General features: G+C 44.3%; 21 protein-coding genes and 3 pseudogenes. 20 read left to right on the top strand and 4 right to left on the bottom strand.

Annotated features, from left to right (window positions below; genetic code table 11):
- Positions 1-190 (bottom strand): annotated as a pseudogene (locus ACT8YW_RS13420) (hypothetical protein); the annotation flags it as partial.
- 459 nt (positions 191-649) lie between these two features.
- On the opposite strand from ACT8YW_RS13420, the gene ACT8YW_RS13415 reads away from it, so the two are divergent.
- The 13 genes from ACT8YW_RS13415 (at position 650) to ACT8YW_RS13355 (ending at position 16,945) form a co-directional block, all read left to right on the top strand.
- Positions 650-1,777 (top strand): OmpA family protein, encoded by a 1,128-nt coding sequence (locus ACT8YW_RS13415; protein WP_444105510.1) that lies wholly within the window; start codon positions 650-652, stop codon positions 1,775-1,777.
- A 612-nt stretch (positions 1,778-2,389) separates the two neighbouring features.
- Positions 2,390-3,016 carry a TetR/AcrR family transcriptional regulator gene (locus ACT8YW_RS13410; RefSeq protein ID WP_250717448.1) on the top strand — a complete coding sequence of 209 codons (627 nt, stop codon included), beginning with the start codon at positions 2,390-2,392 and terminating at the stop codon, positions 3,014-3,016.
- Positions 3,013-3,246 carry a hypothetical protein gene (locus tag ACT8YW_RS13405; protein ID WP_287818719.1) on the top strand — a complete coding sequence of 78 codons (234 nt, stop codon included), beginning with the start codon at positions 3,013-3,015 and terminating at the stop codon, positions 3,244-3,246. Before ACT8YW_RS13410 ends, ACT8YW_RS13405 begins: the two co-directional genes overlap by 4 nt.
- Before the next feature lie 56 nt (positions 3,247-3,302).
- A complete protein-coding gene (locus ACT8YW_RS13400; protein WP_444105507.1) occupies positions 3,303-3,533 on the top strand; it encodes a hypothetical protein in 231 nt (76 codons plus the stop codon).
- Positions 3,534-3,647: 114 nt separating this feature from the next.
- Positions 3,648-4,463: a zinc transporter ZupT gene (gene zupT, locus ACT8YW_RS13395; protein WP_287818717.1), complete on the top strand. Its 816-nt coding sequence runs from the start codon at positions 3,648-3,650 to the stop codon at positions 4,461-4,463.
- A gap of 213 nt (positions 4,464-4,676) precedes the next feature.
- On the top strand, positions 4,677-7,043 hold the full coding sequence (locus ACT8YW_RS13390) for an efflux RND transporter permease subunit (protein ID WP_444105505.1): 2,367 nt from the start codon (positions 4,677-4,679) through the stop codon (positions 7,041-7,043).
- Position 7,044: 1 nt separating this feature from the next.
- The gene (locus ACT8YW_RS13385; RefSeq protein ID WP_444105503.1) at positions 7,045-8,799 is read left to right on the top strand and encodes an ABC transporter ATP-binding protein; all 1,755 of its coding nucleotides are present in this window, start codon (positions 7,045-7,047) and stop codon (positions 8,797-8,799) included.
- 18 nt (positions 8,800-8,817) lie between these two features.
- Positions 8,818-10,560, top strand: a complete 1,743-nt coding sequence (locus ACT8YW_RS13380) for an ABC transporter ATP-binding protein (protein WP_444105501.1) — start codon at positions 8,818-8,820, stop codon at positions 10,558-10,560.
- A gap of 39 nt (positions 10,561-10,599) precedes the next feature.
- The gene (locus tag ACT8YW_RS13375; RefSeq protein WP_444105499.1) at positions 10,600-11,385 is read left to right on the top strand and encodes an outer membrane lipoprotein-sorting protein; all 786 of its coding nucleotides are present in this window, start codon (positions 10,600-10,602) and stop codon (positions 11,383-11,385) included.
- Positions 11,385-12,644 (top strand): DUF1302 family protein, encoded by a 1,260-nt coding sequence (locus tag ACT8YW_RS13370; protein WP_444105497.1) that lies wholly within the window; start codon positions 11,385-11,387, stop codon positions 12,642-12,644. The genes ACT8YW_RS13375 and ACT8YW_RS13370 overlap by 1 nt, the downstream gene beginning before the upstream one ends.
- Positions 12,645-12,859: 215 nt before the next feature.
- Positions 12,860-13,315, top strand: a complete 456-nt coding sequence (locus tag ACT8YW_RS13365) for an HU family DNA-binding protein (protein WP_444105496.1) — start codon at positions 12,860-12,862, stop codon at positions 13,313-13,315.
- Between the two features lie 18 nt (positions 13,316-13,333).
- Entirely contained in the window at positions 13,334-15,676 is a 2,343-nt protein-coding gene (locus ACT8YW_RS13360) for a TonB-dependent receptor (RefSeq protein ID WP_444105494.1), read from the top strand.
- A 30-nt stretch (positions 15,677-15,706) separates the two neighbouring features.
- Positions 15,707-16,945, top strand: coding sequence for a DUF4374 domain-containing protein (locus ACT8YW_RS13355; RefSeq protein WP_250701962.1), 1,239 nt, complete (start codon positions 15,707-15,709; stop codon positions 16,943-16,945).
- Positions 16,946-17,036: 91 nt separating this feature from the next.
- Here ACT8YW_RS13355 and ACT8YW_RS13350 read toward each other — a convergent pair.
- A pseudogene (locus ACT8YW_RS13350) lies at positions 17,037-17,387 on the bottom strand (transposase); the annotation flags it as partial.
- Positions 17,388-18,198: 811 nt separating this feature from the next.
- On the opposite strand from ACT8YW_RS13350, the gene ACT8YW_RS13345 reads away from it, so the two are divergent.
- Positions 18,199-19,038 (top strand): hypothetical protein, encoded by an 840-nt coding sequence (locus tag ACT8YW_RS13345; RefSeq protein WP_227102945.1) that lies wholly within the window; start codon positions 18,199-18,201, stop codon positions 19,036-19,038.
- 303 nt (positions 19,039-19,341) lie between these two features.
- Here the strand turns inward: ACT8YW_RS13345 and ACT8YW_RS13340 are convergent, their stop codons facing one another.
- Positions 19,342-19,533, bottom strand: a complete 192-nt coding sequence (locus ACT8YW_RS13340; protein ID WP_444105491.1) for a hypothetical protein — start codon at positions 19,531-19,533, stop codon at positions 19,342-19,344.
- A 1,455-nt stretch (positions 19,534-20,988) separates the two neighbouring features.
- Positions 20,989-21,528 (bottom strand): phosphodiesterase, encoded by a 540-nt coding sequence (yfcE, locus tag ACT8YW_RS13335; RefSeq protein WP_444105512.1) that lies wholly within the window; start codon positions 21,526-21,528, stop codon positions 20,989-20,991.
- Between the two features lie 284 nt (positions 21,529-21,812).
- Between yfcE and ACT8YW_RS13330 the strand changes: the two genes are divergently transcribed.
- The 6 genes and pseudogenes from ACT8YW_RS13330 to ACT8YW_RS13305 form a co-directional block, all read left to right on the top strand.
- Positions 21,813-22,748: an amidoligase family protein gene (locus ACT8YW_RS13330; protein ID WP_444105489.1), complete on the top strand. Its 936-nt coding sequence runs from the start codon at positions 21,813-21,815 to the stop codon at positions 22,746-22,748.
- Positions 22,745-22,972 (top strand): hypothetical protein, encoded by a 228-nt coding sequence (locus tag ACT8YW_RS13325; RefSeq protein WP_004309901.1) that lies wholly within the window; start codon positions 22,745-22,747, stop codon positions 22,970-22,972. Before ACT8YW_RS13330 ends, ACT8YW_RS13325 begins: the two co-directional genes overlap by 4 nt.
- 250 nt (positions 22,973-23,222) lie before the next feature.
- Positions 23,223-24,002: a ParA family protein gene (locus ACT8YW_RS13320; RefSeq protein ID WP_032846780.1), complete on the top strand. Its 780-nt coding sequence runs from the start codon at positions 23,223-23,225 to the stop codon at positions 24,000-24,002.
- Positions 24,003-24,013: 11 nt separating this feature from the next.
- Positions 24,014-24,427, top strand: a complete 414-nt coding sequence (locus ACT8YW_RS13315; RefSeq protein ID WP_444105486.1) for a DUF3408 domain-containing protein — start codon at positions 24,014-24,016, stop codon at positions 24,425-24,427.
- A 4-nt stretch (positions 24,428-24,431) separates the two neighbouring features.
- Positions 24,432-25,184 carry a hypothetical protein gene (locus tag ACT8YW_RS13310; RefSeq protein ID WP_444105484.1) on the top strand — a complete coding sequence of 251 codons (753 nt, stop codon included), beginning with the start codon at positions 24,432-24,434 and terminating at the stop codon, positions 25,182-25,184.
- Between the two features lie 452 nt (positions 25,185-25,636).
- Positions 25,637-25,801: pseudogene (locus tag ACT8YW_RS13305) on the top strand (DUF4134 family protein); the annotation flags it as partial.
- Positions 25,802-25,850 lie beyond the last annotated feature (49 nt).

The following is a 25,850-nucleotide window of genomic DNA, read 5'->3' as shown; positions in this document are numbered from 1 at the left end:
AGAGCAATGCATATCTGGCCTGTTCAGCCCGGTTGCCTTCCGGTTTGAGTTTTTGCAGTATTGCTAATGCACTGTCCGGGTTATCCTGCATTAGCTTTTCAGCCTCACTAAGACGAGAGCTTTGTTCTTTGTTATAACAACCTGTAAAACAGAGAATAGCTGATAGTCCAATTATAATTTTACATTCCATATCTGCTATACAATAATGTGTGTTATATCATACATGAGTGATTGGGAATATTTTGCTAATATAAATTATTGTTAAACTTACCTGATTACCATTTATTGTCCTTGTATACTTTTATTAAACCTAATAATACGTAATTGATTATTAGCGTATTATATAATATGTATGACCGTAGAAGTATAAAATAGCAGTAAGTTATTGCTATGCAAAGTAAAAATGTATCAGTTCACTCGTTGTTGTTAAAAAATGAACTTGACTCACCTAAAACGCAAATGTAAGTCTTTTTTTTGAATTTTATCAAGGGGGTTAGATGTATGTTAGATTATTGATTGAATTGTTTTTGCAAACTATTGATTATAAGTTGTATAGAAATGCAGATATTAGATTTTTTCTTTTGTTTTACAACTAAGAAATCCTGCAATCTTTTTACTTTTGCATTCGAAAAAAATAAAACAATAGATTATGAAGAAAATTGCTATTTTATTAGCTTTTGCTTTGGGAACATTTATTGTAAATGCCCAATCAGTTGTAGAAGGAACAAAGTTTATGGACAATTGGTCTGTAGGAGTGAATGCAGGAGCAGTTACCCCTCTCACTCACGCCTCTTTCTTTAAAGGGATGCGTCCCGGTTTCGGAGTTGGAATATCCAAACAATTAACTCCTATTTTCGGTTTGGAATTTCAGGTAATGGGATATATCAATACAGCTCCGAGTAAAACAGCTTTTGATGTTTCGGACGTTAGTTTATTGAGTAAAATTAACTTAATGAATCTGTTTGCAAGCTATCGGGGCAAACCTCGTTTGTTTGAGATGGAAGCTATTGCCGGAATAGGGTGGTTGCATTATTATGTAAATGGTAAAGGAGATGACAATTCATGGTCTACCCGTCTCGGATTGAATCTTAATTTCAACCTCGGTGAAACAAAAGCATGGACATTGGGAATTAAGCCCGCTGTCGTATATGATATGCAAGGTGATTTTAATCGGGCAAAGAGTCGTTTCAATGCAAACAATGCAACATTTGAACTGACTGCCGGATTGACTTATCACTTCAAGATGAGTACCGGAAATCATTACTTCACTAAAGTAAAAGTCTACAATCAGAGCGAAATTGATGATTTGAATGTTGCTATTAATGCACTTCGCGAACAGGTGGGCAGTCGTGACAGAGAACTAAACAATGCTAACCAAAGAATTAGCGGTTTGCATAAAGAATTGGAAGAATGTCGTACAAAGGTCGTTCCCGTTGAAACAGTAGTCAAGACTGCCCGCGTTCCGGAATCTATCATTACTTTCAGACAAGGTCGCTCATCAGTGGATGCATCGCAGCTACCGAATGTGGAACGTGTAGCCTCCTACATGCAGAAATATCCCGATTCAAAAGTCATTATTAAAGGGTACGCTTCTCCAGAAGGCAATGTTGAGATCAACGCAAAAATTGCTACCGCACGTGCAGAAGCTGTAAAAACAATCCTTGTTAATAAATACAAGATTAATACGTCTCGTATTACTGCCGAAGGTCAGGGAGTAGGTGACATGTTTACCGAACCGGATTGGAACCGTGTAAGTGTATGTACTATCGAAGATTGATGTAATAAGAATATTTGGAGTTGTTGGAGGTAAATAAAAAAGGAAGCCCGAAATCTGAGGGCACTGAAAAAGTTCTTTTTCTCCGTTAGCTCCTCTTCTTATGAATTGGCTCCAAAGTTGCATGGCGTATGATAAATTTCATTTGCATGCAACTTTTCCTTATATTGGTAGTGAGTAATCGTCTATTGGTATACATGCACGCTGGCAACGACACTCTCAAAGGAGACTTTGAAAGAATGCAACTTCAGTCCGCTTTTCCCATCTGCTCCGACTACAGCTCGGAGGCTATCGTCCTTCTGATCCTTGACCAAAAGAACTTCTTGGTCTTTGATTTTTTCGCTCATATTACTATGTATTTAATGACGTCAGTAGCGGTTTACAGACAAAAGTAAACAAAAAAACAGTGAGTACTAGAGATTGTAAAATTGTAAATAAGTGAGTATTTGTGGCTTTGAGATGATTAGGAGTAGCATATTGAAAGTTATAAATTTCATTTGCTGAATTACCATAAATGGGGAATGGCAGGTAAAGAAATCGTCATTTTTAGGTATTGTAACTGAAAGGATATGAGGTTAATTTTGTGTTGTAAAATAAAGAACTATACTCTGACCTATGCAAACAACGAAGGATTATATACGTAAGCTATTGCTGGAAACAGCGCAGAAGGCTTTTTTCGAAAAGGGCTTCAAGTCGGTGTCTATGCGTGAGATTTCTAAGTTGTCGGGCATTGGTCTGAGCAATATATACAATTACTATCCCTGTAAGGACGATTTACTGGTTGATGTGTTGCGTCCCCTTTTGGCTGCTATGTACAGGATGCTGGAAGATCACAACCGACCGGAGAGTTTCTCCCTTGACATATTTATCTCAGATGAATATCATCGTGCATCCTTGCAGGAGCTTATGGGCATTATAACCCGTTACCGAAGTGAATTAAAATTGCTGTTTTTCTCTACGCAGCATTCTCGCCTCAAAGATTATTTGGAAGAGTGGATTGAGAAGAGTGCCACAATAGGGATGGAATATATGGAAAAGATGAGAAGACTTCATCCTGAACTACATACCGATGTTTCTCCGTTCTTCATGCACTTCACCTGCTCTTGGTGGATTAATATGATGAAAGAGGTGGTGCAACATGAGGAACTTTCCTGCGAAGAGATAGAGTGTTTCATCAGTGAGTATATTCGCTTTAGCACGGGAGGATGGAAGAAACTCATGAATGTAAAGAATGAAAGATGAAGGCAGAACTATTGAAACATCCTGTCTGTCAAGAGATAACGAATCAAAACATCCGTTTCTCGTCTTGTCTGCAATGCAAGCCTTGCGGAAATGATTGTACGATTGTAGACAATCGAATCTCTTTTGTATTTGATTCCGAGACAATAGGCATCAGCTACCTTCTGTTCGACTCCATACCTATAGTCTGCATGGGCAGATGCTGCAATCTTGTCAGGCAGCGTTTCGTTTGATGCAGGAGTTGGAACGCCGAGTCATTCCAGAAGAATCACTAAATAATAATCAGCATATGAGTATCATCAACATCATCAGCAACGACGAATTAACACTCGTACAAGGAGTCAACGGGCTTTTCTTCTGCGAGGAGTCATGGGTTACGCAAAGCAGGGCAGTCTCCCGTATCGGAAAGGTTTTGCCCAAAGAAATTATTGGGACGAAAGCTCAAAGTACCAACATCGTACATCCGCGGACTGACCGAACTAAACTTAGTTGCCAAAAGCATGAAACGTCTTATTTCTAAATCTAACTATTTCTCCTACCGAGCGAGCCGCCTGCAAAGAGCGGCTCGCTTTGCTTCTGAACAAAACAAACTTTTGTTCTCTTTTGACGCACTAACTTCCAATCCATCATAGCCATGTCTCAACCAGTACTTATAGCATTTTTCCTAACATCGTTTGCCGGTATATCCACAGGGATAGGCAGTGCGATTGCATTTTTTGCCAAGCGCACCAATACTTCATTCCTTTCTCTTTCATTGGGATTTTCAACAGCAGTAATGATTTATATGTCTTTCGCCAATCTGTTTGCCTCTTCTTTGCAGACTCTTGCCAATATACATGGCAAGGACGACGGAACTCTTCATTCCACACTTTCTTTTTTCGGGGGAATCGTATTGATTCTACTTATTGATAAGCTAATCCCTCACTACGAAAATCCACACGAAATGCATCGGGTGGAAGAAATGAGCTTAAAGGAAGAACGAAAGACTGAAATAAAGCCTCAATTATTACGCGTCGATGTAGTGACAGCCTTGGTGCTGGCAATACACAATTTCCCGGAAGGTATGGTTACGTTTCTTGCAGCATTGAAGGATATAAACATTGCTATACCTATTGCCTGTGCCATCGCCATACATAATATACCCGAAGGCATTTCCGTCTCCGTTCCGATCTATTATGCTACAGGTAATCGTAAACGGGCCTTTTGGCTTTCATTTCTATCGGGATTGGCCGAGCCGGTAGGAGCCATCATCGGCTATCTTATCTTGGCACCATTCCTCAATGACCATGTTTTCGGCGTTATATTCGGGATGATTGCCGGTATCATGGTATTTATCTCGCTTGATGAGTTACTACCCGCTGCTGAAGAATACGGTAAGCACCATCATACTATCTATGGTTTGGTAGCAGGCATGGCGGTTATGGCACTCAACCTGCTGATGTTGTGTTAGCAAGACTAAGTAATATAAAAAACATAAGTAAAAAAAAGAAAGAATATGAACACTTCTCACTCCTGCCGTTGTCACGTGCATGATGCCCACAAAGAGCATTCTTGTGTCCACGCACATTGTCACCATTATCATATGTAGCCCCAAAGTGGAAAGCTATTTCTCGTCACGCTACTGAATGTGTTGAAATGAATGAACTTACCAATAACAAACGATATGAAAATAGAAAGAATCAATGACTGGTTTGCCCGTCAGGGCAGATGGATGGTACAAAAACGATGGCTTGTACTAAGCTTGTTTATCCTTGTCTTCGCCATAGGATTTACAGGGTTAAGATATTTCAAGGTGAGTGCTTCGTGGGAAGACTACTTCCTCGAAGACGACCCGATGCTTGTCAAGACCAAAGAATTCAAGGATATATTCGGCAATGACAATTTTGCCGCCGTACTGACCCAATGCGACAATTCGTTTATGAAAGAGAACTTAGAGCTCATCCGCGAACTCACGAACGAAATGATGGATAGCATTTCATACGCCGACAAAATCACTTCGCTCACTGACATCGAATTTATGGTAGGGAATGAAGAAGGAATGACTATCGAGCAGATAGTGCCTGACCTTATTCCCACTGATGCGGCAAGTCTGGAAACGATACGTCGCAAAGCCTATATGAAGCCACATATTGCCGAGCGGCTTGTCTCCAAAGATGGTACACTCTCGTGGATTATTCTCAAGTTGCGTACCTTTCCTGAAGATTCAGTGTGGAATAAAGGTAAGAATGCCGTTTCTCCTGAAGTGCTAACGGGGAATGAGCTGGAGCATATCATCACTAAAGACAAATACCAAAAGCTCCATCCCAAAGGCACAGGCTTGCCCTACGTTACCGCCATGAAGATGAAATGGATCGGCAAAGAGATGCCCCGTGTGATGGGCATTGCCGCACTCGTTTCCATTCTTATTTTGTTACTCATAACACGCTCCCTACGGGGCGTTGTCGTTCCACTTATCACGGCGGCAGGCTCAATTGTGATTGTGTATGGACTGTTGGGATATGTCGGCATGACGATAGATAGCGGTATGATGATGATACCTATGCTGTTGGCGTTTGCCGTCTCGATAGCCTATAACATACATATCTTTTCCTATTTCAAACGGCAATTCCTTCTACACGGAGAACGTCGACGAGCCGTAGAAGAGACCGTGGGTGAAATGGGCTGGCCTGTGTTGTTCAGTGCACTCACCACCTTTGCCGCCCTGCTGTCGTTTCTCGCTATTCCGATGCAGCCCATGCGGTTCATTGGTATCGCTACCTCCTCGTGCGTGATGCTGGCTTTCTTCATTGCTATTACACTGATGCCCGTGCTGTTGAGTTTTGGCAAGAACGGCAAACCTCATCCCAAAGTGCAGGAAACCGGCGGACGGTGGCTCGACCATCAACTGGGACGTTTGGGAGAAAGCGTACTCCGGCATGGCACATTGATCCTATGGATTGCAGGGCTGCTTACCGCAGTACTCATTTATCAATTCACCAAGATAGAGACTGTCTTTGACATAGAACGCACCATGGGACGTAAAATAGCCTATGTAAACAATCTGCTGGAAGTAGGTGAAAGCGAACTGGGATCCATCTACACCTACGACGTCATGATAGATCTGCCCGAAGACGGCTTGGCAAAATCGCCGGCAATGCTTGTACGCTTAGACTCTCTGGCACAAAAGGCCGAAGGCTATAAGCTAACCAAGCGAACGACTACAGTGCTGAATATCCTAAAAGACCTGAATCAAACCCTGCACGAAGGAGATGCGGCTTATTATCGTATTCCGACGAATCCGGAAGAGGTGGCACAACTGCTGCTCCTCTACGAGAATGCAGGCGGTAGCGAAGCGGAATATTGGATCGATTACGACTATCGACGTTTACGCCTGATGGTGGAAATCAGCAGTTTTGACTCCGGCGAGGTAGAACGAGAGTTGAACAATATTGCAGCCAATGCCGCCAGACTCTTCCCTGAAGTTTCTGTCACTACAGTGGGTAGTATTCCGCAATTTACTGTGATGATGCAGTACGTGGCTCGCGGGCAGATGGTTTCATTTGCCATCTCTCTCCTTATTATCGGCATCCTAATGATGTTGGTCTTCGGCAGTGTACGCATTGGACTTATCGGTTTGATACCCAATATCACTCCGGCTTTGGTGGTCGGTGGACTGATGGGATGGCTGGGCTACCCGTTGGATATGATGACCGCAACCATTATGCCGATGATCCTCGGTTTAGCTGTAGACGACACCATTCACTTCATCAACCACGGGCATTTGGAATTCGACCGTCGAGGCAATTATCGAGATGCCATTCTCCGCTCGTTCCGTACGATCGGGACACCGATCATTCTGACCAGTGTCGTGATATGTGCGAACTTCGCTATTTACATGACTTCCGAGGGTCTCTCTTTTATACATATGGGGTTGCTCTCCGTAGCGGGTATCGTATCGGCACTCGTAGCCGACCTCTGCGTTACACCCGTGTTATTCCAAAAGTTCCGGTTATTCGGGAAAGAGATAAAAACCAATGAAACATTCAATTAATATGAATACATTAAAGAAACTTCAATTTTACATGGGCAAACGCAAGGTGCTTATGCCTATAGCCCTGACACTGTCGGGATTAAGCGGTCTGCTCTCGCTTATGCCGTTCATCTTCATTTGGCTGATCGTACGCTCGCTGCTATCGACCGGCAGCGTTGCCACGGGAATCCCTATCAACGTCTATGCATGGTGGGCGGTAGGCACAGCCGTTGCAGGCCTTGTCATTTACTTTGTCGGGCTGATGCTTTCGCACTTAGCGGCGTTCCGGGTAGAAACCAATATGCGACGTACGGCCATGAGAAAAATCATGCAGATGCCGCTTGGCTTCTTCGGCCGGAATACCAGCGGACAGATGCGTAAGATTATTGATGAAAATGCCTCTGAAACCCACACATTTGTCGCACATCTCTTGCCCGACCTGGCGGGGAGTTTTATAGCCCCGCTGTCGGTTATAATATTGATCTTTGTCTTCAACTGGCAACTTGGTCTGGCGTGCCTGATCCCCCTCACGGCGGCTGTCTTCATCATGACACGGATGAATACGACTGCTCAGAAGGCGTTCCAAAATGAATACCTCGGAGCACAAGAGCATATGAGTAGTGAAGCGGTAGAATACGTACGTGGCATTCCGGTGGTGAAAGTGTTCCAGCAGACAGTATTCTCTTTCAAACGTTTTTACGACAGCATCATCGCCTACCGGGATTTAGTTACCAAATACACGCTGGGTTGGCAAAAGCCGATGTCACTCTACACGGTGGCCATCAATAGCTTTGCTTTCCTACTTGTCCCCATAGCCATATTGCTTATCGGCAACAAAAGCGAAAACATTGCCCCCATTATCACTGATATGTTCCTGTATGTGCTGATTACTCCGGTGATAGCAACCAATGTGATGAAAGTGATGTATCTGCAACAAGATATGTTTCTGGCAGATCAAGCCATAAGCCGGGTGGAAAACCTGACGAGTAGCGAACCACTCCCAATAGCCGAAAATCCGGAGAAAATCACCGCTTGCGATGTGACATTCGAGAACGTTTCGTTTGCCTATCCCAATGCCGGGCAAAATGCCGTAGACGGTATCAGCTTCCACCTCCCCGAAGGGAAGACTTTTGCCCTTGTGGGGCAATCGGGAGGAGGGAAAACCACCATCGCCCAACTCATTCCCCGCTTTTGGGACGTATCAGCAGGTAGTGTGACGATTGGTGGAATAAATGTGAAAAACATTGCCAAAGACAACCTGATAAACCACATCGCTTTCGTCTTCCAGAATACAAAACTCTTCAAGACCTCTTTGCTGGAGAACATCAAATACGGTAATCCGGCAGCGAGTGATGAAGCCGTGCAACGTGCCATAGACCTTTCCCAAAGTCGGGAGATCATCGACCGGCTACCCAACGGACTGAACACGAAGATAGGAGTAGATGGAACATTCCTTTCGGGAGGGGAACAGCAACGCATTGTCTTGGCCCGGGCCATCTTGAAAGATGCGCCGATTGTTGTCCTGGACGAAGCAACAGCTTTTGCCGACCCCGAAAACGAACACCTGATACAAAAAGCCCTGCACGAGCTGAGAAAAGGAAAGACAGTGCTGATGATCGCCCATCGTCTGACCAGCGTACAGGATGCCGACAAGATACTGGTGATAGCACAAGGCAAGATTGCCGAAGAAGGCACACACAGCGAGTTGATAGCCCGAAACGGCATCTATAACAGCATGTGGAATGAATATCAACGAACCGTGACATGGACGGTATAAACCTCAGGAGACAATATCATGAATATTAGTAAATATTTTCAATATAGATTCGCCTTATCGGAAGACGGGGCAAAGACCTTTATAAAAGGGGTTATAGCTTCTCTTTTTCTCAACCTGGCACTGATGCTGCCGGTAATCTTCATCTTTCTGTTCATCACCGATTACCTGCACCCTGTTATCCAAGCCGGGAACAGCACGACGCACGGGCTCTGGTACTACGTGCTGATGGCTCTCTGTTTTATGACGGTACTCTTTGTGATTGCGATGATACAGTACAAGAGCACCTACACGAAAATCTATACCGAGAGTGCCAACCGTCGTATTGGCATTGCCGAGAAGCTGCGTAAATTGCCTTTGGCTTTCTTCGGAGAAAAGAATCTTTCGGATCTCACCGCTACGATGATGGAGGATTGTAACATGTTGGAAACCCTCTTCTCTCACACAGTTCCACAACTCTTCGCCTCTGTCATCAGCATTATCTTGATTGCCACCGGGATGTTCTTCTACAACTGGCAACTGGCCCTTGCTCTCTTTGGGGTCGTACCGGTAGCGACAACGGTCATTTTCTTAGGAAAAAGGCTTATGGACAAAGCTAATAAGGAGTACTATCACGTAAGGCGTGATACGACCGAGCAGATACAGGAAGGGCTTGAAGCGGCGCAGGAGATTAAATCGTACAACGGAGAGGCAGCCTATTGCGACCGTTTAGACAAACAGCTCGAGATATATGAAGCCACTCTGCAGCGAGGCGAATTTCTCGGAGCGGGGCTTGTGGGCAGTGCACAGTCTATCCTGAAACTTGGTTTGGCAAGCGTTATCATTGCGGGAGCTTATTTACTTGGTTTGGGCAGCATCGACATGTTCACTTACTTGGTCTTCCTGCTCGTTGTAGCCAGCATCTACAACCCCATCATGGACGTGTTCAACCATATGGCGGCACTGATACTACTCGATGTGCGTATCGACCGCATGCGTGAGATGAACGACATGCCCGCACAGCAAGGCGATGAGGATTGCACGGTAGAGGGGTACGACATCTGTTTTGACAAGGTCGATTTTGCTTACGAGACAAGCAAGCAGGTGCTGCGCAACGTCTCTTTCACTGCCAAGCAAGGCAAAGTAACGGCACTTGTGGGACCTTCGGGGGGAGGCAAAAGCACTTCGGCAAAATTAGCTGCCCGCTTTTGGGATATTCATGGCGGAAAGATCACACTTGGCGGACGGGACATCTCAAAAATAGATCCCGAAATGCTCTTGAAAAACTATGCCGTAGTCTTTCAGGACGTGTTGCTTTTCAACGCTTCCGTCATGGACAACATCAAAATCGGGAAGAAAGACGCTACCGAGGAAGAGGTGAAAGCGGTAGCACGTCTTGCCCGTTGCGATGAGTTCATCGCCCGGCTGCCCAACGGTTACGACACCTTGATAGGCGAAAACGGAGAATCGCTATCGGGAGGCGAACGCCAACGCATATCCATTGCCCGTGCGCTTCTCAAAGATGCTCCTGTCATCCTCTTGGACGAAGCAACGGCAAGTCTGGACGTAGAGAACGAAACGCTGATACAGGCCGGTATATCGGAGTTGATCAAGAACAAGACCGTCGTCATCATCGCACACCGTATGCGCACCGTTGCCAACGCTCATCATATCGTGGTGCTGAAAGACGGAACCGTCGCTGAACAAGGAGCACCCGACGAACTGCTTGCCCGAAACGGCGAATTTGCCCGCATGGTAGCACGGCAGAAGGAGACCGGAATATAAATCGAATCAATCAGAATCAATTATAAAGAAAAAGGACAAATGAAGAGATCAATCGCAGTAGTAGCCATGCTTGTGGTGGAGTTCGCTGCCACAACATGCGCACAAACGGGCAGAGAGATTGCCCAAAAGGTAAAAGACCGTCCCGACGGCGATACCCGTCGGTCTGAAATGGTTATGACGTTAATCAACAAACGCGGAGCGGTGCGCGAACGCAAGCTCATTTCCTACTCCATCGATGTGGGCAAAGAAAAGAAAGACCGCAAGAGCATCATGTTCTTCCAATATCCCGGCGATGTAAAGGGGACGGGCTTCTTGACGTGGGATTATGACGAGCTGAACAAGGACGATGACAAATGGCTCTATCTGCCCGCCATGAAGAAAACGCGCCGTATCAGCGGTTCGTCTGCCAAGCAAGACTACTTTATGGGTAGCGACTTTACCTACGACGACATGGGCAGTCGCAACGTGGACGAGGATACGCACACGCTCCTGGGCGAAGAAACCGTCGACGGACAGAAGTGCTGGAAACTGGAATCCTTGTCTAAGGACAAGCGTGATATTTACTCCAGGAAAACGGCCCTGATACGTCAGGACTGTCTGATACCTGTCAGGGTGGAATATTACGACAAGATGGGCAAGCTGCACCGTCGTCTCGAGATGTCGGATATTGCCAAGGTAGAGGGCTTCTGGGTAGCCCGGAAGATGCACATGACCAACGTGCAAACCGAGCATCAGACGGTTCTCGAAATCAAGAATCCGACGTACAACATTCCCATGGAGGAGAGCAAGTTTAACGTGACCACGTTAGAGAAAGGCAGGTTCTGATGAAAGCGTTCGATCGTCTTTCCGCGGGGCTTTGCATCTCGGTCTTTCTGTTTTGCTCCGTGCATGGGGTTTGGGGACAAGGAGCGGGCGAATCGTCGTGGCAGCTCAAAGGCCTTGTCGACACCTACCACGCCTTCCGCTCCGAAAAACCGAACGATTGGATGTCTTCCCGTACCCGACTGAGGGGCGAGGTCGGCAAAAACTTCGCAGGCTCTTCGCTCTTCGTCTCGTTCAACGCTACCTACAACGCCTTGCTGAAAGAGCGCACCGGCTTTGAACTGCGGGAAGCATACCTCGACCATCGGCAGGAGCACTGGGGCTTTCGTCTCGGGCGACAACTTGTCATCTGGGGTGCGGCCGACGGCGTACGTATCACCGACCTCGTCTCACCCATGGATATGACCGAGTTCTTGGCGCAAGACTACGACGACATCCGCATGCCCGTCAATGCCCTGCGGTTCTTCGTCTTCAACGACAAGATGAAGCTCGAACTGCTTGCCGTTCCCACTTTCGAAGGATACAAGCTGCCCACCGATGCCGCCAATCCGTGGAGCGTGTTGCCTAAAGAAACACCCCGGCCCCTTGTCTGGGACGCGGAGGGAAGCCGCCCCGAGCTACGCCTCTCCAACGTAGAATACGGGGGCAGGCTCTCTTTCGCCTTGCCGGGGGTAGACTTCTCGCTTGCCGCGCTGCATACGTGGAACAAGATGCCCGTCATCGAGTACAAACCATCGGGCGCCCAACTTACGGTTTCGCCCCGATACTACCGCATGGGATTCGTCGGAGGCGATGTCTCAAAGCCCTTGGGACAGTTCGTGCTGCGCGGCGAAGCGGTCTTCAACCTCGGGAAGCATTTCAGCTACATACAGCAAGCCGCCTCCACCCCTCAAAAAGGATTCAACACCATCAATTGGTTGGTGGGGGCCGACTGGTATGCCCCTCATGAATGGACAGTGATGGCTCAGTTCTCTTCCGAGAGTATTTTCAAGTACGAAAGCTACGTCGCACAGCCCCGCCATAATTCGCTCCTTACGCTCAGCGTGTCGAAGAAGTTACTGGACAGCAACTTACAGCTTTCCGACTTCACCTATTTCGACCTCAACCACAAGGGCTGGTTCAGCCGTTTCACGGCTGACTATGCCCTGAACGACCACATCCACCTCTCGGCAGGCTACGACTGGTTCGGAGGAAGCGAGGGTATGTTCGGCCCGTATAAGCACAATTCGGAAGTATGGGCAAAGGCTAAATACTGCTTTTGAGATCCACACCATTTTAATAACCATAAACAAAATTTGAAAAGATTATGAAGAAGACATACGACAGCAGTTAAAGAGAATGCGGACTTAAGCAATCGGAATCGTTTAAGTTAAACGGTGAAAGACGTTCCAATGGAGCGATCAAAGCCGTTTACTGAAGCTGTTTAAGTAGAACAGCAAAATTATTCAAAGTATAACCATCAAAAACATCAAAAGTCATGTTACTATACAACGTAAAAAAAGAAGAGATGCGCATCGGTAAACACAAGGGCAAAACCATGTATTACGCCTCTCCCATTGCACAAGGCAAGATTACCACCAAGCAGCTAGAGGATCGGATTGTCAATGCCACAGCCCTGAGCCGTGCCGACGTGCGGTCAGCCATCACCGCCTTGGCGAAAATCGTACGTGAAGAGATGCTCAGCGGCAGAACCGTTGACCTGGCCAACCTCGGGTCATTTAAGGTTGTATCCAACGGGAAACGCATGGAAACGGAAAAAGCCGTTACCGCCGAAACTCTCAAAACACCACGCATTCAGTTCTTTCCCAAACTCGAAATGCGCAATCAGGCAAAAAACGTACAGCATGTGGTGATACGTGAAAGCGAGGCCGGATCGGCTAAACCGAGTCCGAATCCCGGAGATTTGCCCGAAGTACCCGATTTTGCTCTTTAATATTCATAACAAGAAACAATGAAGCAGCAAGTATTATTTTTCTTTTTCACGCTGATGCTCACAGGTATCAGCGTGTCCGCCCAAACAGGTGGAGGACGGATTGCAGGCATGGTCATCGACAATGCAGGCGAAGAACCACTGCCCGGCGCAACCATCTTCATCGAAGAGCTGAAAAAGGGCATTGTGACAGACGGGCATGGCGAGTTCTTACTTTCCGATGTTCCCGCAGCCACTTATACGCTTACTGTAAGGTTTATAGGCTACCACACGCAAACCCGCAAGCTCACGGTGGGTAAAGAGAGAGGGAAAAAAATCATCATCCGCCTGAAAGCCGAAGCAAAATCGTTGGACGAGGTGGTAGTGATGGGTAAGAGCGAAGCCCGTAAGTTACGGGAGCAGGCCATGCCCATATCCGTTATCAGCATGAACCAGATACAAGGAACGGTTAACAATGTACAAGACATTCTGGCAAAAACCGCCGGAATCACCGTGCGTGCCACGGGTGGAACGGGCAGTACCTCTCGCATATCGGTGCGCGGACTGGAAGGCAAACGCATCGGGCTTTTCATTGACGGGAATCCGATGAACGACAATTCCGATTTTATCGACATCAATGATATTCCGGTCGAAATGATCGACCGCATCGAGATATACAAAGGAGTTGTCCCTGCCAAGTTCGGAGGTTCTGCCGTAGGTGGTGCGGTCAATATTGTCATCAAAGAGTATCCGCCTAAATATTTGGACGTGAACTATTCTTACGGCAGTTTCAATACGCACAATGCATCCGTTGTGAGCAAGATGAACATTGCCCCAAAAGGAATCGAGTTCGGGCTGGGAGGTTTTTATACCTATGCCGACAACGACTACAAGATGAAGTCTCCTTTTCAAGAGGGGCTTACTATAACCCGCGATCACGACAAGTTTAAAAAAACAGTCATCGGCGGTAGCTTTAAGGCACGGAAGTGGTGGTTTGACTTGGTGGAGTTTGAACCCGTTTTCATACATACTTACAAAGATATACAGGGGATAGAATCGAACATCCGGCATGCACACAGCCATTCCAACGCCTTTATTTTCGCCAATAAGATGGAGAAAGAAAACTTCCTCTTAGACGGCCTGGACTTGGACTGGCAGCTGGGGTATATCTATACCGACTATCATTTTGCCGATACCGCCTCGCACCGCACACATTGGGATGGAACGCATTATCCGGCAGTTTCCGAATTCGGCGGCGAAATCGGCAAATGGGCTTCATTATTGACGAATGAAAAGCATCAATTGCAGCACAAATTGAATCTCAACTATCTTGTCAATGAGAACCATTCGGTAAACTTCAACTCTTTGCTGAAATACGCTCATGCCAACCCTCGTGATGGGATGAAGGACAAGGTCATAGGTTATCGTACCGACTTTCCAAGCAATATGTTCAGTTGGGTGGCAGGCTTGAATTACGACTATCGCACCTCGAACGATAAGTTCCTTAACTCTTTCAACGTCAAGTATTACTACTACTCGATGAAAACGCGGATGGCAAGTGTCCTGGTAAAGACAGCAGAGGATATAGACACACACAAGAATGATTTCGGCATCAGCAATGCACTTCGCTACCGCATCACACCCAGTCTGATGGCAAAAGCTTCGTTCGGATATGATGTAAGGCTTCCATCGGAAGAGGAACTGTTGGGTGATGGATACGTGATAGCTCCTGCCGGCAATCTCACTCCCGAACGCAATATAAGTGTCAACATAGGAATGTTATTCGATTTAACTGGAAAAGCCTCCTCTAACTTACAGATTGAACTGAACGGATACTATATGCATCTCAAAGACATGATTCGCTTTACGGGCGGATTCTTGCAGTCGCAGTATCAGAACTTCGGCGAGATGCGGACTCTTGGTATGGAAGCAGAGGTGAAAGCCGACATGACACGGTGGCTCTATGGCTATGTGAACGCCACTTACCAAGATCTGCGAGATGTGCGCAAGTATGAACAAAATACAACTGTTGCCAACCCTACCAAAGGTAGCCGTATGCCCAATATACCCTATCTGATGGCAAACGCAGGATTGGAGTTTCACAAAGAAAATCTGTTCGGAGGCAGCGGGATGAATACGCGCATATTCACCGATGCTTCATTTGTGGGAGAATATCTGTACGACTTCGAACAAAGCCAATTCCAGCAGCATCGCATACCTCGAACCCTCTCGTGCAATATAGGCTTTGAGCAAAGCTTTGGCAATGGACGCTACTTCATTATGGGAAAAATAAACAACCTGACCGATACAAAAATGATCAGCGAGTTTAACCGTCCTTTACCCGGACGTAGCTTCACTATCAGATTCAGATACGTATTTAAGTAACAAATTAACAATCATTAAACAAAAAAAGAAATGAAAAAGAATGTATTTTTTGTAGCAGCGATATTCGCTGCATTGTGCCTTAACTCATGTGACAAGAACGATCCGGACAATCCTATTGCAGGAGGTTCGGGAAAGATTCTCCTAACAACAGCCCTACCCAATGCAACAGGTATGGATGGAACGGTTTATATGCAACTCATTGATGAGCCTGTATTAGGCAAGACGATGGCTACCAATAACAACAATGGTATAAATGTTCCCTTTGGCAGTTCTTATCCTATGATAATAGGTCAGGAAGTCTATGTCTTCCCAAGCTATCATTTGACAATGGACAAAAACGAACTGATTAAATACCGTCGCACGAATGGAATTTTACAAAGAGAGGGAAGCTTGCAATTGCCTGCCAATAACAGTGCCAACAATCTTGTCAAACTATCTTCCACAAAAGCCTATCTATCGCTTGCCGGACTAGGACTGATTTACATATTTAATCCCGAAACGATGCAGAAGACAGGAGAGATCAACCTGACCTCTTTGGGTATTCAAGATAATAATCCGGACATCGGAATCATGATTGAGCGTGACGGATATGTGTTTGCCGGTCTAAGCCAGATGGTGGGAGGTTGGACAAGCCCTGAGAATTACAAACAAGCAGATGTAGCCGTCATTGACACCAAGACGGACAAGTTGGTCAAGATGATTTCAGAGAAAACCAGTGGTTTTTCTCAAGCCACACGTCCGATCGACCCCAAGTCTTTATTCATGGATGAAAAAGGCGATATATACATTTCTTGTCTCGGGAACTTCGGAATGGTGGCAGGGCATAAGGCCGGCATACTTCGGATTAAGAAAGGAGAAACAGACTTTGATCCAACATACCATTGGACGATAACCGGAGCTTCTATCGAAGGAGAAGAGAAAGTAGCTGGTTTTGCCGCTTCAATTTGTTATGTAGCCAATGGCAAAGCCTACGGATACATTGATATTCCCGGTTATTACAAACCAGGAGAAACGGGACATGGCGCTATAGCGAGCCGAGCTGTAGTCTTTGATTTATACAATCAGAAGATGAAGAAAATAGAAGGATTGGATTTGTCCAATGGCTATGGCGTGTTAGTGTCTAAATATAAAGACGGTTTGGCAATCGCCAATGCTTCAACGACAACAAAAGGCATCTATTATCTCAATCCTCAGACAGATAAGATTAATCCTATTCCTATGATAACCACCATAGGAAATCCCATGGCTATAGAGTGGTTCGGCAACTAAACTTATAACGCGAGTTCGGGATAGCCTCCTTCCAAAAATAAAGAGGGTGTCCGACTGTGAAGTGACCCCAAAAATTTGGACTGGTTAAACATTATCCAGTTATAGAAAGAGTTCGGTATTGTACTGGACTCTTTCCTTTTAACCGGGACTTGATTCTTTTATTATTATAATAATCTATATATTCTTCCAAAGCCTTTGTGAAGTCTTCCGGAGACTCGAACTTTTCAGCGTATAGAAGTTCAGATTTCATAATTCCGAAAAAATTCTCCATCATAGAGTTGTCCAGACAGTTTCCCTTTCTCGACATACTTTGAATTATATGATGCTCTTCAAGCCTTTTCCGATATCCGAAGTGTTGGTATTGCCAACCTTGATCAGAATGAAGTACGAGTCCGTCAAGGTTATCACACTTATCAAATGCTTTATCGAGCATGTCATATACTTGTTCAAGATGAAGTGCACCCTCTTACATTTTATTTTTTTAGGAATATTCCCAAATAACTTGATGTCTGCTTTAACGATAGAACCTGTTAGGTGTTTGCAGCGGACATCACCATAACCCATTGCCATTACCACTACTTCTTGCAGTTGTTGTGAGCCCTCTCTTAAGTTGATGAAAAACTTCCGCTAATTGTTTACCGGAACTTCTTGTGTTTGATAACCAATGAATGAAATGACCAAGGTTTCTTCGGAAGATACATTGGCTAATGCAGTCGGTGATACAACCGTTGCTTGTACCTTTTACGAAGACTGACGCACCGGTAACCAGACCGAAATCATCATTCACGGTACCGGAAATGCTTAGCTAGAAATAGCTTGTGAGCTGATTCTATTTTAAAATATAAATGTTAGTTTTATGTTAGATAATTCCGGATACTTTAATCTTAAGAATTTGATTATAATACATATATAAATTTATTTGTTAGATTTAAAGTTTTTTTTATAACTGTAAAATACAGATTTAGCCTCATATTTACAATATGATATTATTGATTTTATCTAGTAAAAAAGCTTTTGCATTATAAGGACATTCAATTCTTCTTCCAGAATTGTAGTATATGTTTTATAATCATACCAATAAGATAAAAAAGATAATGGTCAAAATAAAGCTCTCAAAACAAAATACTTGTTGTTCAATTATCTTATAATAGTAAAAATGAATTTGTTGATTCCGCAAAAGAGTTTGTATCAGATGTTGAGGTTTCAACAATATTAAATATTACTTTTATTTATAGTAACTAATTTGCATTAATATGAGAAAGGTATTTATTCTTTTGTTTATTTCTTTAGCATTGTTATCCTGTCAAAAAGAGGAAAACAATAGAAAAACAGAGTATCAAGTATTAACAAGTAAGGACGCATCCAAACCGTTTAGCTGTCTTGGAGAGAAACGTATTATTACGATTACGATTATAAAAAAAACATTAATAGATGATGTTTTAAGTTCAGAGGTTCCGATTATTCCCAGGGATGTTTCGGTAGAATTTGATAAAACTCTTTTTTCTGATATAGAAACAAAAGTGGAGGGCGATCAGGTAGTATTAAATATAACCTCAAATATTAATAAAGAAGATAAAATTTTGAATGCTGATTTACAGATTTCTTACTCTACTATTAATGGCATAAAAGTAGAAAAAATTCCACTAATTATAGATAAAGGAAAGTTGACATTTGTGTATAAAATCCATTCGGAACAGAATCCTTTTATTCTACCAGCTGAAGGTGGTAGATTTGAGTTACCTTTTACTTGTAAAAAACAGACATATTTGAATGGCCAGTTTATAGAGGAAACTTATTCATCATTAAACGGATTGAGATTTAAAACGATAAGTAGTGGTAATGTCTGGTTCCTTACAGTCAGAAAAGACGGAGAAAAAATTGGTTTTTACAAATTTTCTTTTGTGGGAGAAGGACCATATAACCAAAAAACAGATCCAGAGTGCTATTTTAACATATATACCCATGATGCAGATTTAATTACAGATAATCCTACAGAAATATTCAGACAAGATTTTATACAACCCCAGACTCCGGGTGAGGATTATTATAAACCTTCCCGGTCCTCTTATAAACATGGCACTTTTGACTTTTAACGTATTCAGTATTAACCTTAATTATATTAATTATAAAACAGTATACACGTTTGTTGATTTTGACAATTATGTTTTTAACTTCATATTTCGATGACACAGAAGTAATGAAACAAGAATCTTCGCCACCATCTTTAGTAAAAAAAACTCGGCTTATCGTAACTAGTGTATATTCACTACTTTCTATATACTAATGCACTTCTTAATGTAGGTTATGTAGTAATTTATTATTTGAAAGCTGATAAAATATTTTTTTTTGAATATTTTATCAGCTTTGTATATTGCATAATATGATATAAATGAGATTTATTTTTGCTGCCTCTTGGCACGCAGCATTTCTGCCGCCTTCATTTCCGTCCAACGCTCGAAGTCCTCCACCTCTTTCCTTATTTTCCGTATCAGTTTCCTGTCCCTGTTCCACTCGAAGCAGTTCTCCAGTATGTCAAGCACCTTAGCATCCATTCCCCCGTCACAGACAGCTTCCCCAACAAAACCCATTAAATCATTGTGTTAATATATATTTCATGTATCTTTGCGGCATAGATATCTGTTGTGAAACAGGAATCTGCTTATATTATTCTTGCTTGTGACAAGCCGGAATCTTATAACTTAGTACAAAATAAAAAAATAAAAGAGGAGAGCTTCCGTTCTATGGAGCTCCTCTCACTTTTTATCTCCAGTGCCCGACTGCCTTTTATCTTTCTACTTTCCCAAAAGGAGTATCCTTCCCGCCAGCATACAGCACAGCGAAAACAGTATAGCCACTAAATTCTTCTCATTTGTGCAACCCCTTCTGTATTCATCTTCCAACCTTGTATATCGCTACCGAGATAGAAAATGGACAGATGCACAGCTGGTACGTCAATTATCAATACCAATATATACCAGTTCATACGTTCTCCCCAATAAAAAGATCCCCTAATTTATTTCTAGTTCACAGTCCAAATTTATACTTTCCTGTAAAATACAGGATATAGTCAAGTCTTCAAAGTTTTTCCCCTAAAGACACAAAAATATTACAAAAATCAATTATCACATTATATCTTATTTCTGATGATACAAAAGGAGATGGCAATCTATTTTTTAATTCTTTAGATGACATAAAGAATGCTTTTAAAATTAATTATTCAGAATCTAATTTGGGACTTCCTATTTTTTGTAAGGGATATTACAAAAAACAATTCCGTTTTTACTTTAACTATAAGTTCTGGTAGGGACCATCCAAACATGTTACCAGACCAACAAGACCAAGGGGAAGAGTTTAGAAGGATGTATTACAGCTACTAAAGATGATAAATGCCAAAACCAAATTCATTGCAATTGGAATTGGGGTAACAGTTATTTTTTATTTTTAGTTCAATCAAGCCGGGAAGAATGATTAATAATAAAAGAATCAAGTCTTTAAAGGAAGATATCAATAAATAACTCTTGCAACATGCAGTTTCTTTCTGGCTGAATTTGCGACTCTGGAGCTATATTCTGAGGAACGGTTTGGCGGCGGAATATGCCGTTAAACCGTCCGGTTTTCGTTAAACGAAAACACAACTTGCTGTCCCCTCTACGGGGACAACGTTTTTAAGTAGAACTGTAGATTGCCCCGACTGGTGCCTCCCTCCCGATGGCAACCTCTCCCGATTTCGGTCTGCTTCTCCAGGAAAGTTGGCGTTTTTTACCAATATTCCGGAGGTGGAATAGGCTGTAGCTTCCTGTAATAGTAGAGCATTCTACGATTATCCGACACATCAGAGGGTTTCTTTTTCGTGATAATTGAATATTTAGAGAACTGAATATTTTGATAATCGGATAATCCGAATACTATTATATCTGTAGTCTCTTGGAATGTTACACAGTGACAACTGAATAATTGGCGTTTTGGATATTGCTATATTTGTATAATGGATAAGCAATTATAAAAGGCTACAATTATAAAAGGCTGTTATTATACATTCCCCATCAGAGAGAAAGTTCCTTGAGCCTACTGCCGTCCAGCCGGTGAACGGATACCGTACCGTCACAGTAAATAGCGAATGTTGGCATATTCCCGTCCTTCGGGAAAGTGATGGAGCCGGTATTGCAGACCGCTGTATGCTCAGTCCGTTCAAGTTTCCACCGGTGGGTGTGACCATAAAAAAGACAATCGAACCTTCCCTTCGGCAGTCTGTCCTCATTGTAGATATGTCCGTGGGTGAGAAAGAAACGTTTTCCATTATCCACCAACAGGGTGTAATCGGACAGGATGGGAAAGTCCAGCAGCATCTGGTCCACCTCCGAATCACAGTTTCCACGGATGGCGACAATTTCACCGGCCATCGCATTAAGACGTTCTGCAATCCCTTTTGGGTCAAGTCCTTGAGGTATCCCGTTTCGGGGACCATAATTCAGGATATCTCCCAAAATACAAAGCATTCCGCATTGTTGCTTCCGATAAAATGCCAGCACTTGTTCCAGTGCCGGTAACGAGCCATGTATGTCGGACACAATCAGGTATTTCATCATAATCTATTCGTTACGGGTTAAGTTTTTGCAGCACAAAAATAAGCATAATTATCTAATCTCCCTAACCGGGGAAACGATGAGAAAAAAGACAGGTTCCCTGAACTGTAGATTGCTGTATTGCTGTCCTTGTAGATTGCTGCAATGTTATAATCGGATACATAAAATAAGGGTATTTAGCCTTAGCTAAACTAAGCTAACAGTCTGACAATAAGGCTTCTAATACTATGATATGTGGGTTTATTATGCTACCTTAGTGGTATAATAATAAAGGATAAAAAGCTATGAACGAGCAAGTTAGAAATATCTTAGAACAGAGTACCACCAAGACGAGCAAGATTGAGCAGCTGCTTCGTCTGGGCCTGACGCGCAGGGAAATTGCCGATTTGGTGACACGCGGCAACTATGGTTTTGTATATAATGTTGAGAAGAAAATGCTTGAAAGAGAAGGTGGAGTCTTGCTGAATAGGGCAGCAACCACCCTGATGGATTACACCTTCACCCACAAGTTCGGTATTGAGATTGAAGCCTATAACTGTAATATGGAAAGACTGGCACGCGAATTGAGGGAGGCCGGCATCCATGTTGCCGTTGAGGGTTATAATCACACGACCAGGGATCATTGGAAGCTGGTGACGGACAGCAGCCTGCAGGGAAATAATACTTTCGAGCTGGTCAGCCCGATACTGGTGGGTGAGAATGGCCTGAAAGAGCTGGAAACGGTATGCTGGGTGCTTGACATCTGTAATGCAAAAGTGAATGACAGTTGCGGGTTCCATGTCCATATGGATGCGGCTGGTTTCAATCTGGACACCTGGAAGAATCTGGCTTTGACCTACAAGCATCTCGAACACCTGATTGATGCCTTTATGCCAAGGACACGCCGGAACAATACCTACTGCAAAACCCTCTCCGGTGTTTCCGACGAGAGAATCAAATCGGTAAGGACGATAGACGGCCTGCGGGAGGTCTTTAATAATGACCGGTACCACAAGGTCAATTTTGAGGCTTATTCCAGGCACCGGACCGTTGAGTTCCGCCAGCATTCCGGTACGACCAATTTCACAAAGATGGAGAATTGGATCCGGTTCTTGAACGGATTGATTACCTTTGCGAAAAGATCCAGCCTTCCCAGCCGGATGACACTGGAGGGGTTACCCTTCCTGGACGGGAGACAGAAATTATTTTTTAAACTTAGAACTAAAAAGTTAGCGGTATGATACAGACTTATCATTTGCTGGATGGCGGCCAGATAACCGCCGCCAGCCCGGAAGAGTTCGTCCGGCTGCTCCGTGAGGGGAGCCGGTTCGACTATGATTGCACGGATCAGGAGTATATGGAGAATTTTGCCCGGCGTTACGGGGAGCTGCATGGCGTGTCAGTTGCCACCGATACCCCTGAACATTTCCTGACGGACTTGCAAGCCGCCGGTTACGTCCGGTAACCGGTATCGCTCCTTTATTATTAGTCCCTGCTTCAAAGATGAGGCAGGGATTTTTCTTTTTTCATTGCAACCTTTCCTGTCTGCCTGACGGCATTTCCTCCTGTCAATTCCTGACTATCCATGACTATCCGTGACAGGGTATTTCATCTTTTCCCGGCATTCCTTTCTTTTGCAGTGTAGAACGATATACAATTATAAGCATTACAGTTTTACAGTATTATATTTTTATCTGATTATATAAAGAAAGCGTATGAAAAAAGAACCGTTATTAATTGCCTTTGCCAGCCAGAAAGGAGGAGTCGGAAAGTCTGCCTTCACAGTTCTGGTGGCTAGTATCCTTCACTACCAGAAAGGTCTGAAGGTGGGTGTCGTGGATTGCGACTCCCCCCAGCACAGCATCTCCCGGATGCGTGACCGGGACATAGAAAGTGTGCAGGAAAGTGATTTTCTCAAAGTGGCCCTCTACCGGCAGCATGAACAAATCCGGAAACGTTCCTATCCGGTAATCAAAAGCAATCCGGAGAAAGCTATAGAAGACCTGTACCGCTACATCGAAGAGCAGGATGCCGTCTTTGATGTCGTACTGTTCGACCTTCCGGGAACCCTCCGCAGCGAAGGGGTTGTCCATACCATTTCCGCAATAGATTACATTTTCATCCCCCTAAAGGCAGATAATGTCGTCATGCAGAGTTCCCTCCAGTTTGCCGAGGTGGTGGAGGAAGAACTGATTGCCAGGCACAACTGTAACCTGAAAGGCATCTATCTTTTCTGGAACATGGTCGACAAGCGTGAACGGACAGAAAGCTACGAGTCCTGGAACCGCGTCATACAAAAAGCGGAGTTACGCCTGCTGGAATCACGGATACCGGATACCAAACGCTATAACAAGGAGCTGAGCTCCCTGAAGAACAGTATCTTCCGTTCCACACTGTTCCCTCCCGACAACCGCCAGATAAAAGGTTCGGGCCTCTGTGAACTGATAGATGAGTTATGTGCCGTAACACATCTAGATACCACCCATACCTTATAATAAGGGGAATTATGGACAGCGGAAAAAAGAGATTTGACCCCCGGAGCATTGACGAGAAGGCCATATTGGATATTGTCGCCAGGAAAGGGACGATACGACCGGACTCCCCTGCAACGAGTGCATCCCCGAAGCCGGAGGATACGGTAGAGGAGATTGCCGGGAGTAGCGAAGCTCCGGTCTTTACCACCGGGGAAATCGACGCTTACAGGGCGTCCTTCCTGAATACGGTCAGAACCAAATCCCGTAAATCATTGCATATCGATGCCGGCCTGCATCGCCGCATCTCGTCCCTGGTATGGGCGATAGGACGTGGCGAAGTGACCGTAGCCGGTTTTGTAAACCAGGTGCTGGCACATCATTTCGAAGAGAACGGCGGATTGATAAATGCCGTGCTGGAGAAGTATTACCAATCACTAAAATCATAAGGACATGGAATACCTTTTTATTATCCTGTTCATTTATGCCTCTTACCTGAGTATTGAAAAGTATGTGCATACAGGCAGCATTTTCACATGGAGAGGCAGAAAGGACAGGAAGGAACGTCAGGCTACGCCTGTCACCATCCATCCGGCAGCTTCCTCATCCGAGACGGAAATAATAGGCAAAAGCCGATACCAAATACGACAATCACTGACAATAGATGACAATAGCGGACAGCCTGAATCAGGCATAGAAAAGAGTGATACCTTTACTCCCGAAAAGAAAACAGAGCCGGTTCTCCGAGTGCGCGAACCCCTTGATAAGAATACGAAATTCCCGGAAGTCCCGGCTCCTTTTCAAAAACTGAATTATCCTGAAATTGATTATATGCGGGAGGCCTCTCCTTCTTCCGGTGAAGAAAAAGAGGAGATTCCCGAACGCTACGAGATTACAGGATACGTACAGCGGAGCAATCCCCACCGGGCAACCGGTGTCACCTTTGACGATATGGATATGATTGAGAAAGCAATGGCATCGGACGAACTTACGGAAGCGGAACAGGAACAGGCCCGGCAGACTTTCCAAAAGCTGGAAGGCACGAACATGGAAAGGGTACTGCAGGCGAGCGTCCTGGGAAGCAGCGATAAACTGAAACGCTATATGCGCTTGTATGTGGACCGGGGCGAGCCCCATTTATTGACAGGAAAGAATAGGGACGACATTCTCCGGGAATTTGATATTAGGGAGCATGTGCCCGAATAAATAGAACAAGTAAGGAATATGAGACAGTATTATGATTCCGGTTGATCCGGGTGCAGCGAGTTTTAAAACAGAATGTATAACCTAAAAAGACGAAAAAGCATGAAAGATTTCTTTGACTCCGGTTGATCCGGGCAGGACGAGTTCTTGAGACGTAGTGTATAACCTGTTAGAAAAGAAGATATAGAGATATGAGAGGCTTCTATGATTCCGGTTGATCCTTTCCCTTTACCGGAGCGAACATTAAAAGAGTGATTAACCCCTTAAAAACGGAGGTACCTATGATTGGTTACTATGACTCAGGTTGATTCTAAAAAGACATCGTGGTTGCAAGAGACAAATCTGCAGGAGGGCAACTTCCTGCGGATTGTTTGAAACAAGATTTTTATTCACACTAAAAAATTAGATTGCATATGAAAAGACATTTTAAAAAGACGGTTGCGCTTATCGCATGAATAGCTGTTTCCACCTTGGGTGCCTATGCCGAAGGGGACGGAAGTGCCGGTATAACAAAGGCTACATCCATGCTTACCGGTTATTTTGACCCCGCCACTAAGTTGATATATGCGGCAGGGGCTATTGTGGGGCTGATAGGTGCCATTAAGGTATATTCGAAGTTCGTGCGACGTGAAGTTGCATCAGTGATTGTGTAACATTTAGATTACACCT

The organism is Bacteroides sp. (assembly GCF_052357945.1).
GTDB lineage: Bacteria > Bacteroidota > Bacteroidia > Bacteroidales > Bacteroidaceae > Bacteroides.
The sequence above is the reverse complement of the archived record's forward strand: the minus strand, read 5'-3'. Positions and strand labels throughout refer to the sequence as shown.